This window comes from Enterobacter sp. WP_7_1, assembly GCF_003688535.1.
In the GTDB taxonomy this organism is placed as follows: domain Bacteria; phylum Pseudomonadota; class Gammaproteobacteria; order Enterobacterales; family Enterobacteriaceae; genus Enterobacter; species Enterobacter asburiae.
Genome location: NZ_REFK01000005.1, coordinates 233,029 through 245,269 on the forward strand (window position 1 = coordinate 233,029; position 12,241 = coordinate 245,269).

8 protein-coding genes are annotated in these 12,241 nt (G+C 45.8%); all 8 read left to right on the forward strand.

Annotation, left to right across the window (positions count from 1 at the left end; translation table 11 throughout):
- Window positions 1-2: 2 nt before the first annotated feature.
- The 8 genes from yidC to BJ885_RS19805 all read left to right on the forward strand — a co-directional run bounded on the left by yidC (window position 3) and on the right by BJ885_RS19805 (window position 12,228).
- Complete coding sequence (gene yidC / locus BJ885_RS19770) at window positions 3-1,646, forward strand: membrane protein insertase YidC (protein ID WP_029741445.1); 1,644 nt, start codon at window positions 3-5, stop codon at window positions 1,644-1,646.
- Between the two features lie 72 nt (window positions 1,647-1,718).
- Entirely contained in the window at window positions 1,719-3,083 is a 1,365-nt protein-coding gene (gene mnmE / locus BJ885_RS19775) for a tRNA uridine-5-carboxymethylaminomethyl(34) synthesis GTPase MnmE (RefSeq protein WP_023333930.1), read from the forward strand.
- A gap of 187 nt (window positions 3,084-3,270) precedes the next feature.
- Window positions 3,271-6,036, forward strand: coding sequence for a P-loop NTPase fold protein (locus BJ885_RS19780; protein ID WP_121932544.1), 2,766 nt, complete (start codon window positions 3,271-3,273; stop codon window positions 6,034-6,036).
- A 4-nt stretch (window positions 6,037-6,040) separates the two neighbouring features.
- Complete coding sequence (locus BJ885_RS19785; RefSeq protein ID WP_121932543.1) at window positions 6,041-8,488, forward strand: hypothetical protein; 2,448 nt, start codon at window positions 6,041-6,043, stop codon at window positions 8,486-8,488.
- Between the two features lie 152 nt (window positions 8,489-8,640).
- Window positions 8,641-9,816, forward strand: coding sequence for an MFS transporter (locus BJ885_RS19790; RefSeq protein WP_121932542.1), 1,176 nt, complete (start codon window positions 8,641-8,643; stop codon window positions 9,814-9,816).
- On the forward strand, window positions 9,785-10,756 hold the full coding sequence (gene yidZ / locus BJ885_RS19795; protein ID WP_029741480.1) for an HTH-type transcriptional regulator YidZ: 972 nt from the start codon (window positions 9,785-9,787) through the stop codon (window positions 10,754-10,756). The genes BJ885_RS19790 and yidZ overlap by 32 nt, the downstream gene beginning before the upstream one ends.
- A gap of 122 nt (window positions 10,757-10,878) precedes the next feature.
- Window positions 10,879-11,625, forward strand: a complete 747-nt coding sequence (locus BJ885_RS19800) for a 4'-phosphopantetheinyl transferase superfamily protein (RefSeq protein ID WP_045888257.1) — start codon at window positions 10,879-10,881, stop codon at window positions 11,623-11,625.
- Between the two features lie 36 nt (window positions 11,626-11,661).
- On the forward strand, window positions 11,662-12,228 hold the full coding sequence (locus BJ885_RS19805; protein WP_121932541.1) for an NADPH-dependent FMN reductase: 567 nt from the start codon (window positions 11,662-11,664) through the stop codon (window positions 12,226-12,228).
- Window positions 12,229-12,241: the final 13 nt, after the last annotated feature.

Here is a 12,241-nt window from a genome sequence, read left to right on the forward strand (position 1 = left end):
CGATGGATTCGCAACGCAATCTTCTTATCATCGCTTTGTTGTTCGTGTCTTTCATGATCTGGCAGGCATGGGAGCAGGATAAAAATCCTCAACCCCAGCAGCAGACCACGCAGACTACGACCACCGCAGCGGGTAGCGCCGCCGACCAGGGCGTACCGGCCAGTGGCCAGGGGAAACAGATTACGGTTAAGACCGATGTGCTTGAGCTGACAATCAACACCCGTGGTGGTGATGTTGAGCAGGCGCTGCTGTTGACCTACCCGAAAGAGCTGAAGTCTAACGAACCGTTCCAGTTACTGGAAACCACGCCTGAGTTTATCTACCAGGCGCAGAGCGGCCTGACCGGTCGTGATGGCCCGGATAACCCGGCTAACGGTGCGCGTCCACTGTATACCGTCGAGAGCGACACCTTTGTACTGGCTGATGGTCAGAACGAACTCGCAATCCCGATGACGTACACCGACGCCGCAGGCAACACCTTCACCAAAACCTTCACTCTGAAACGCGGTGAATATGCGGTGAACGTGGGCTACAGCGTACAGAACGCCAGTGCGAAACCACTGGAACTGTCGACCTTTGGCCAGCTGAAGCAGTCCATCAATCTGCCGTCTCACCGTGACACCGGAAGCAGCAACTTTGCGCTGCATACCTTCCGTGGCGCGGCGTACTCCACGCCAGACGCGAAGTATGAGAAATACAAATTCGACACCATTGCCGATAACGAAAACCTGAACGTCAGCGCTAAAGGCGGTTGGGTGGCAATGCTGCAGCAGTATTTCGCTACTGCGTGGGTGCCAAATAACGACGGTACCAACAACTTCTATACCGCGAACCTGGGTAACGGTCTTGCAGCCATCGGCTACAAATCCCAGCCGGTTCTGGTTCAGCCGGGTCAAACCGGTAAGATGGCAAGCACTCTGTGGGTCGGCCCGGAAATTCAGGACAAAATGGCCGCTGTTGCGCCGCACCTGGATCTGACCGTCGATTACGGTTGGTTGTGGTTCATCTCTCAGCCGCTGTTTAAGCTGCTGAAGTTCATCCACAGCTTCCTGGGTAACTGGGGCTTCTCCATCATCGTTATCACCTTCATCGTTCGTGGCATCATGTACCCGCTGACTAAAGCGCAGTACACCTCCATGGCGAAGATGCGTATGCTGCAGCCGAAGATTGCGGCGATGCGTGAGCGTCTGGGCGATGACAAACAGCGTCAGAGCCAGGAAATGATGGCCCTGTATAAAGCAGAGAAAGTAAACCCACTGGGTGGTTGCTTCCCGCTGCTGATTCAGATGCCAATCTTCCTTGCGCTGTACTACATGCTGATGGGTTCCGTTGAGCTGCGCCACGCGCCGTTCGCCCTGTGGATCCACGACCTGTCCGCACAGGACCCGTACTACATCCTGCCGATCCTGATGGGCGTGACGATGTTCTTCATCCAGAAGATGTCGCCGACCACCGTGACCGACCCGATGCAGCAGAAGATCATGACCTTTATGCCGGTCATCTTCACCGTGTTCTTCCTGTGGTTCCCGTCAGGTCTGGTGCTGTACTATATCGTCAGCAACCTGGTGACCATCATCCAGCAGCAGCTGATTTACCGTGGTCTGGAAAAACGTGGCCTGCATAGCCGCGAAAAGAAAAAATCCTGATTCGGTAAGTTAACGCTAAAATAAGGGCGGTCGATTGACCGCCTTTTTTATTTGTATTGAACGAGACCAACCATGAGCCATAACGACACTATCGTCGCCCAGGCAACCCCACCGGGACGCGGTGGTGTAGGCATTCTGCGCATCTCCGGCCTGAAGGCGCGCGAGGTGGCCGAAGCGGTGCTGGGTAAACTGCCAAAGCCGCGCTACGCTGATTACCTGCCGTTTAAAGATACCGACGGCACGCCGCTGGACCAGGGCATCGCGCTGTGGTTCCCCGGCCCGAACTCTTTCACCGGCGAAGACGTGCTGGAGCTGCAGGGACACGGCGGCCCGGTTATCCTCGACCTGCTGTTAAAACGTATTCTGACCCTGCCTGGCCTGCGCATTGCGAAGCCGGGCGAGTTCTCCGAGCGAGCCTTCCTCAACGACAAGCTCGACCTGGCGCAGGCAGAAGCGATTGCAGACCTGATCGACGCCAGCTCTGAACAGGCGGCCCGCTCCGCCCTGAACTCGCTGCAGGGGGCATTCTCCGCCCGCGTAAATCACCTTGTGGAAGCACTTACTCACCTCAGGATCTACGTGGAAGCGGCTATCGACTTCCCGGATGAGGAGATCGACTTCCTCTCTGACGGTAAAATCGAAGCGCAGCTCAACCAGGTAATGAACGATCTCGACGCCGTGCGCGCCGAAGCGCGCCAGGGCAGCCTGCTGCGGGAAGGGATGAAGGTGGTGATTGCCGGACGTCCTAACGCCGGGAAATCGAGCCTGCTGAACGCCCTGGCGGGCCGTGAAGCGGCAATCGTCACTGATATTGCCGGCACCACCCGCGACGTGCTCCGCGAGCACATCCACATCGACGGCATGCCGCTGCACATCATTGATACCGCCGGCCTGCGCGATGCCAGCGATGAAGTGGAACGCATCGGTATCGAACGCGCCTGGCAGGAGATCGAGCAGGCTGACCGCGTGCTGTTTATGGTGGACGGCACCACGACCGACGCCGTTGACCCGGCTGAGATCTGGCCGGACTTTATCGCCCGCCTTCCGGCTAAGCTGCCAATCACCGTGGTGCGTAACAAAGCGGACGTCACCGGCGAAACGCTGGGCATCAGCGATGTGAACGGTCACTCACTGATTCGCCTGTCGGCGCGTACCGGTGAAGGCGTTGACGACCTGCGCAACCATCTCAAGCAGAGCATGGGTTTTGACACCAGTATGGAAGGCGGCTTCCTGGCGCGTCGTCGTCACCTGCAGGCGCTGGAAGAGGCGGCAAACCACCTTGTTCAGGGTAAAGCGCAGCTGATCGGCGCGTGGGCTGGTGAACTGCTGGCGGAAGAGCTGCGTCTGGCGCAGCAGAATCTGAGCGAAATCACCGGGGAGTTTACGTCGGACGATCTGCTGGGACGGATCTTCTCGAGCTTCTGTATCGGTAAGTAATACTGTTATTCGATGCATTCTCATCAAAAAAGAATATAGATAGCCTACCATATCATTATGAAATTTTTTGTGTTTAAGTCATTGTTATTATCAAAATGCTGAGGTGAGTCGTCACCTCAACATTTCACCAAATGGAAAGTATTCACAAAAAAATAATTAGCACTCAAATTATTAAAAGGAATAACAAATGATAAAAACAAACGTCGTGCTTAATCTTACACAGCCGCTAACAAATTTATATATCAACTTTAGCCACTCAACAGAGCAGGAATCCTTGCTACAAAAAAATGCTCAAAATCAGATTGAACAGCTTCTAGCAACTTTTCATAAAGAAAATATTAATAATAATTCAAATAAAGCATATGATGAATTTAATCCAAGAAGATGTAATAATACAATATTTATTCATGGTGAAAGAGGTGCAGGAAAGACGACTTTCTTAAAAGCAATCCTTAATAAATACAAAAGTAATGAGTTAACAACTCCAAAAATATGCCCACTCCCTCTTATTGACCCAACTCTGATTGAAACTCACCAGCATATATTAGTCGACATAGTTACAAAATTCGTGCGTCTTATAAACAAACGACTATCCTGCTGCAAAGATGAAAGCAAATACAATTTATTCCGTAATAAACTGGAAAAAATGGCTGAAGGTCTTAAGTTACTTACCCTAAAAGGTCATGAGAATAATGCAAACAGTGATGCTGCTTGGTTCCTAGATAGAGCTTTAAACAAAGCGACTAGTGGACAAGATCTGGAAAAGCTATTTCACGAACTTATAGATGTCATAGCTGAAATCTTAGATAAAGAGCTATTTTTAATTGCCATAGATGACGTTGACACTCAAACTTCTAAAGCAAATGAAGTATTAGAGGTACTAAGATGCTATCTTACTCATCCCAAACTTGTTATTTTACTTTCTGGCGATTTGAAACTATATAGCTACATAGTCCGGTGTAACAAAGAAAAAGAAATAGGAATAAGTACAACACAAAGAAACAATCAAAACAGACTCGAATTAATCGGTCATTTAGAGCAACAATACCTGACAAAATTACTGCCTATTGAACAAAGAGTTTACCTTAAAAAACTAGATGAATTGAGTGAAATATTAACTTTAAAGATTGAGCATGAGGCTTTAAAAAACATATACGGAAAAAATAAAATAGAAATAAATGAGTTATTAAGACTAATCTTTTCAGACGCTTTAAATATAAAAACAGAGCATTTAAACTCCCACTTAAATTTTATTATGAGCCAACCAGTCCGAAGTGTTTTACAATTAGTAAAAACATTAATTGAGGGACCAGACCATAATAAAAACTCATTACGTAACAACCCAATCGAATTAAAAAATGCAATTTATCAAAACTTTATAGGAAATCTGGTTGAAACAACTCTAAGAGTAGAAAATATTTCTGAGTTTAATCCACATATAAATGCAGTTGGATATGAGCTTTTTAAAATTCTATTTGAGCATGGAGAACTTGAGACTGGTTTTTACTCAAGGCCTGATAGCAGTAATGATCAACCTGGGTATAATGCAGCAAAACTGTATATTTCAGCAACAATGGCAGATCTCTTATCTGAAAAAAATAAGAATGAAAGTTTTAGTAATGCATTAAAATTAATTATATCTTGTGGTGCAAGCTCTAGTGTCTATCAAACATTTGTGAATAAAAACCTTTTGGATAATCACAGCTTCAATGATTATATTGATTACATTGGATTAAATAGAAACGAAGATAATATTATAAGTATTACATCCCATTTTAGCCCCATAATCATGGATCAATATAATCCTACCAATCAAAAAGGTATAATATCTGGAGTCATAAGAACCCCTCGCAAACTGAATCAAAAAACAAAAATCAGATTTGAGGATTTTATTAAAAAACATAACATCAATAACTCCTCGAGGATCACAACACTTTCTCACTTGGAAAGAATACATGATGGGTTTATACATAGTGAAAATAACACACAGGATCTTTCAAATTATATAGCTGCTAAAACAATATTATTTTCATCACATCGTTCTGCTGTAACTGCGGAGTCTCGCGATTATATATCTATTTACAACCTGTTATCTTCAATTGCTGAATTAACCAGCTCAAATCCTAATAATTTAGATATAAATAAAAACCTAAATAACCTAGCCAATATTAATACTTTTATATATCCAACATTTTTAACAGGCAAAATTAGTGGTGAAGAAGATATCACAGACAATGATCTATTTGAAGAAAGAGAGTCAAGCTATCTTCCTGCTAATGTTGAAAATGCTTTTGAAGGCCTTATGAAAAAATGGTTGGCTCAACTTAAAGAAGCCGAACATTCATCGCTAATGATTGGGAAAATATGGGTTAGAATTTTTTATACCTTGAGTCAAGTCTCAGATAAAGCGCTTGAAAAAGTTAATTATACTATCGGGAAAGAAAAGGACGATATTGTTCTCGGAGTATTATATGCAAGGTTTATTTGGTCAATAATTAATTCATCTTTAATTGAAGAAATAAGATATAGAAAAAATATTTCAGGAAAATTACTAAAAGCTATAAATAGCGCAAAAAACACACAATCCTCACCTCGAGAACTAATACAAAACATTGATAATCTAAATAAAGAAAATATTGTATGGAGTAAAGACCTTCCATTTACTTTTAATCTTATTAGCTGCCCTCTTTTTTGGCCTTTTTTAGGTGCATATACGAATGGTGAAGGTGAGGAGAAACTAGATTTGTTCAATATAATCAATAATATTTTAGCTGATCACAATATCCTATACGATAACAAAAAAATCGACTTTAAATTTATAGCTGAAAATTCTAATCCGATGCAACTAAAAATATCGGCACTACCAATAATGGGCTGTTTCAGAGGTGATATCACTAAACCAAGTAAAAGTAGTGTTATTCCACCTAGACAGCAACCGAGCAGCGGAGTATAACACTATGTTTTTAAACACACATATTCTTTCAGAACCTGAGCTCTATACATTTCTTTGTAAACATATTAAAGAAATGATGGATAAGAGCTCTAGTTTAAACATCAAAGAAATTAAGAAAATAACTTATTCTAGTTGGCACAAGCGACATAACATACATACTGATCAGATGTTTCATGGGCATTGGAACAATTTACTCATAAGAATAAAACAAGAGAACTCAGTTTGTAGAGCACTTCTATCCCAGGCAGCTCGCTATCATTTTGATTGTGATGACCAACGACATATTGCAGTTAAACCAGAGAAATTCAGTGCTTGGCAAAATTGGTTGGCTAATCAGTCAGGACTCCCCGTTATAGCTTTTCAACTTCAAGAAAACATCAATTTCTCTCATTCATTTTTTGAACGCAGAATTTTGTTAAAAAATACATTAGGATACAGAAGTATTATCTCTCCATATAATCAGTTAGTTGAAGATTATATAGAACGTGAGGGACTCAATGAAAGTCATATGCATCTGAATGGTACAACTTCGATGGAAGCAATGTGGCATTTTTCACTGTGTAATCCCAATGTAATTCTTGAAGAAATAGAATCACAATTTCTAAAAAACGATCGTGTTCAGTTACTTTACTCTTCATCCCGTGATTTCAAGAACCCAAGGGATTTCCACTATGTGCTTCTTCTCGCTAGACATTTACGGCAATTATTAATTTCTTGGATTCAAAATAAGGAAGATACTAATCAATATAAACATATTGTGCATGACATCTTGATAAACAAAGACAACACTTCAGGAATATCAACAAATGACTTAGGGTTTTCCATGGAGTACAATTTTTTCGGGGACCTGGATGTCTGGACACATATAACAGAAATAGACCTAAATGCGTCTATAATTTATAAGTTAAAAGAATCTTCAGTTGACATTTATGATGCATGTTATTTATTATATTTATTATGTATGAATTGTTTCCAAAAGATATTGGTTCAAAGAGATGATCAATTTGGTTTTGACCAATTTCAGAAGTTTGCAGACGATGGAATACGAGAAGCTTATGAAAAAGAATACATTGCACGTTTTTATCAGCTTCACGGCCCTAACTCCAATGGAGTTTCTGATTTACTTACATTAGAGGGCAGGTTTGCTCCAAAGAATACCCAACAAAAAAATGTAAATTTAATATCCTCAATTCTGAGAGGATTTATCTGTTACTCTGAAAGAAAAGAAATAATTGAAGACTCGAATGATCTAAATATCCTTGCAGCTAAAGTAAGCAAACTCAACAGACCCAAATTACGCTTAGTTGCGCATTTTATTAAGAAGCCATGGAGAGTGGAATTAGATAACAATTTGGATACTGAACAAGAACCACATTTTCATAAATTAAGAGAGGAATTGAGGAAAAATGCCGATTTGCTTTTTAATTTATTAGAAAGCAACCCTGAACTTAGAAATATTTTGACTGGCGTGGATGCGGCTGCTAATGAAATAGAAACCCCTCCAGAAGTTTTTGCAGTTTTATTCAGAAACTGTCGCCGAAAGAGAATTAATAATTACACCTATCATGTTGGTGAGGATTTTGAACATCTACTTAGTGGAATTAGAGCGATTTTTGAAGCAGTAACGTTTCTTAACCTCAGAAATGGTGATCGTATAGGGCATGCTACAGCTATTGGTATTGATCCAAATATATGGATTAGTAAGATGCCGGATAGTCTTTTTTTAAGGCAAGGACAATGGTTAGAAAATTTATTATTCTTGCGTCATATAGCACTATCCAAACCAACTAGTTCAATATCTTTATCTCATATTGAGTCTGAAATCCATGAATTGTCATTAGAAATATTTGGAACACAGCATAACATAAATACTTTACAAATGTATTTCTCTCACAGAGATATTGATCCCAATTTAACACGAGATATTGTTAACAACAATGAAAATATTTATTGCGATTGGCTTCAAAAAGAATACATTTTAGCAACCCAAGTTCACTACGAGGCGTTGAAAATTTTATATAGCCGCTGGTTTGATAAAAAAACTATTAAAAACTTCGAAAAAATGAAAGAGATATCAATTTCCTCAACATCTTACCAGGTATTGTTATTTGCGCAGCAATACGTTCAAGGTTTGATTGTCGATCGTAGGGTTATTATAGAAACCTTACCAACTAGTAATGTAAGGATAAGTCATTATAATAATATTAAAGATCATCATGTCTTTAGATGGATTGCTGTCCCAGATAGAAAGATTAAAGGTGATCATCGTATGATTGTATCTCTTGGTTCTGATGACCCAGGGATATTTGTTACTGATTTGAGAAATGAATTCTATCATTTATTCTGCTCCCTTGTATGTGATTACTCATATTCAGAACATAATGCTCTAGAAGAAATTTCAAGATTGAATGAAAACGGAAGGGTATATCGTTTTGATGGACCCCAAAATTAACCTTTTAAAAAAAATTTATTGAATAAATCATTAGACTTTAAAACCCTTTATACAATGATGATTTCCTCCCAGGAAATCACCATTGTCCAAATGGCAACTCGCCTAATCCCTTTTCACCCCCTATCCTGCATGCCTGCATCTATGGGGGGTTTATGGCGCGTTTTCTGTTTTGTAGTTTCGCATTAGTTCTGCTTTATCCGTCCGGCATTGATATGTATCTGGTGGGATTGCCGCACATCGCCCGCGATCTGGGGGCCAGCGAAGCGCAGCTGCACATCGCGTTTTCGGCCTACCTCGCGGGGATGGCCTCGTCGATGGTGTTTGCCGGGAAGATCGCGGATAAGGCAGGCCGTCAGCCCGTCGCGATAACCGGCGCCATCATTTTTGCCCTTGCCTCTCTGCTCTGCTCACAGGCGCAAAGCAGCACCGTGTTCCTGGCCGGACGATTTATCCAGGGCATTGGAGCCGGTGGCTGCTACGTCGTCGCTTTTGCCATTTTGCGCGATACCCTAAGCGCCCAGCGTCGCGCCAAAGTGCTTTCGATGCTGAACGGTATTACCTGCATCATCCCGGTGCTGGCCCCGGTCGTGGGATATCTGATCATGCTGAAATTCCCGTGGCAGAGCCTGTTCTGGACCATGGCGGCGATGGGCGCGCTGGTGTTTATCCTGTCCATCTCCGTGCTGAAAGAGACCCATCCGGGCTCGCAGAATACAGGACATACCGCAACCATTCACCCAGCCGAGAAGCTGCTTAACCGCTTTTTCCTCAGTCGTCTGGCCGTGACCACGTTAAGCGTGGCGGTGATCCTGACCTATGTAAACGTTTCCCCGGTTTTACTGATGGAAACCATGGGCTTCGATCGAGGTGAGTATTCAACGGTGATGGCATTAACCGCCATGGTCAGTATGGCAGTCTCGTTCTCTACCCCGTTTGCGCTAAATGTTTTCAGCCAGCGCGCTTTGATGCTGACCTCACAGGTTTTATTCCTCACGGCTGGCGCGATCCTGGCAACCGCCAGCTCACATGCGGTGATGCTGGCGGGTATTACCCTCATTTGCGCCGGGTTCTCGGTTGGCTTTGGCGTGGCGATGAGTCAGGCGCTTGGCCCCTTCTCGCTGCGGGCAGGCGTGGCAAGCTCGGTGCTGGGAATTGCGCAGGTCTGCGGCTCGTCGCTGTGGATTTGGCTGGCGGCGGTCATCGGGCTTAACGCGCTGAATATGCTGATCGGGGTTCTGATTGGCTGTAGCATACTGTGCATCACCTTACTTATGGTCATCCAGCCCTCGGCGCATTATGAAGAAGCCCATCAGCAGTCTCGATCTTAACCTGTTGCTGTGCCTGCAGCTTTTGCTGCAGGAGCGCAGCGTCACCAAAGCGGCGAAACGGATGAACGTGACGCCGTCTGCGGTGAGTAAATCGCTGGCCAAGCTGCGTGACTGGTTTGACGACCCGCTGTTTGTCAAAACGCCGTTAGGGCTGCTGCCGACCCCGCTGACGGTAAGCCTCGAGCAGGATTTGGCTGACTGGATGCAAATCGGCAACCAGATCCTCGATAAATTCCACCATGATTCCCCGGGCGGGCTAACGTTCGTGCTGGCCGCCGAAACGCCGTTGATGCTGATCCGCTTTAACGCCCTGCTGGAGCAGGTGAACCAGCGCTATCCGCAGGCTACGGTGAAGATGCGTCACTGGGATTACGACTCGCTGGACGCCATTACGCGTGGAGAGGTGGATCTGGGATTCACCGGACGCGAAACGCACCCGCGCTCGCGTGAATTGCTGAAGCTAATGCCGTGGTTCATCGACTATGAGATTCTGTTCAGCGACCGTCCGTGCGTGTATCTGCGTGAGGATCATCCCGCGCTACAGGACGAATGGAACCTCGAAACCTTCCTGCGCTACCCGCACATCAGCATCTTCTGGGAACGCAGCGACACCTGGGCGCTGGACGAAGTGCTAAAGGAGATGGGTCGGGAGAGAAACATTGCCATGAGCGTGCCGGGCTTTGAGCAGTCGATGTTTATGGCAGCGCAGCCCGGTCACAACTATATCGCCACGGCTCCGCACTACTGCCATCACTACAATCAACTCCACCAGCGGAAGCTGATCGCGCTGCCCATTCCCATTGACGAAGCGCAGGCTGAAAAGCTTACCGTTCCCTTTACGCTGATCTGGCATAAACGGAACAGCCATAATCCGAAAATCCTCTGGCTGCGGGAAACCATCAAGGCGCTGTACGGTGCCAGCGATCCAATTTTTGCCTAAGAAAATGTAAAGTTCGGTCCTAAGGCTTCTCTTACTCCCATTTACTGATTAAAACAGGAGTCAAGTTAAGCGATAATCATGTAACCGTTTAACCGATTACGACCATTATCAAGGAGCGAAAAATGGCTACGCACTTTGCAAGAGGGATACTTACGGAAGGACGTCTCGTATCGGCAAGAATTTCTTCAGCCTGTCACAGTGAAGCACTCACTCTTCCGGAACACCGCAGAACGCGGTTTTTAGCGTCCAGAGCGCTTCTCGCAGAACTGCTGTTTATGCTGTACGGCACCAGCGAGCTGCCGGACATCATTACCCAACCCGAAGGCCGCCCGGTCTTTGCCGACCCGGACCTCCCTCGTTTTTCGATTGCCTACGCGGGCAATATCATTGGCGTCGCGCTGACCACCGAAGGGGATTGTGGGCTGGATATGGAACTCCAGCGCGCGACGCGCAGCTTCCATGGCGGTAATGCGCATGAAGACTATCCGCTCTCGAGCAATGAGAAGCTGTGGGTACGCAACCAGAACGATCCTGTCGAAGCCAGAGCCCAGCTCATTACCTTGCGCCAGAGCATTCGCAAGCTCTGTGGATGCGCCTCAGACGACGCCAGCCTGCTGCAGCTGCTGCCAGGCTCCGGACGTCTGCGTGCCGCTCAGGCTACGCTGGTAGAGGCGCTCAGCGACGCAGAGGATGTGCTCATTTGGTCCATTGCGGTTACCCCCGCCATCGAACGCATGAAAATCTGGGAATTTGACAGCCAACAGGGATGGCGTAGCCTTCCTGATGTGCCCGAGCGCGCCAACGAGCCCGCTGCACGCCTGATGCGTTTAACCAGTTTACCGGCAGAAAAAGCATTCACCCTTAGCTGATCCGATCAGGGTCATCATGATGAAACAGGAGTAATCATGTCTGATACGTTGAAAGTAGTTACGTTACTGGGAAGCCTGCGCAAAGGTTCATTTAACGGGATGGTTGCCCGCACGCTGCCACAGCTGGCACCGGCAGGAATGGAAATTAGCGCCCTGCCGTCTATTGGCGATATTCCGCTGTATGACGCTGACATACAGCAGGAAGAGGGTTTTCCACAGAGCGTTGAGGCGCTGGCAGAGCAGATCCGCCAGGCCGACGGCGTGGTCATCGTCACGCCGGAGTATAACTATTCGGTTCCGGGTGGCCTGAAGAATGCCATCGACTGGCTGTCTCGTTTACCTGAGCAGCCGCTGGCAGGCAAGCCGGTGCTGATCCAGACCAGCTCAATGGGCGCCATTGGCGGCGCGCGCTGCCAGTATCATCTGCGCCAGATCCTGGTGTTCCTGGATGCGATGGTCATGAACAAGCCGGAATTTATGGGTGGTGTAATTCAGAACAAGGTCGACCCGCAAACGGGTGAAGTGGTGGATCAGAGCACGCGCGATCATCTGTCTGGCCAGCTGACGGCGTTTGGGGATTATATTAAGCGGGTGAAGGCGTAGACCGGAGCGGCCT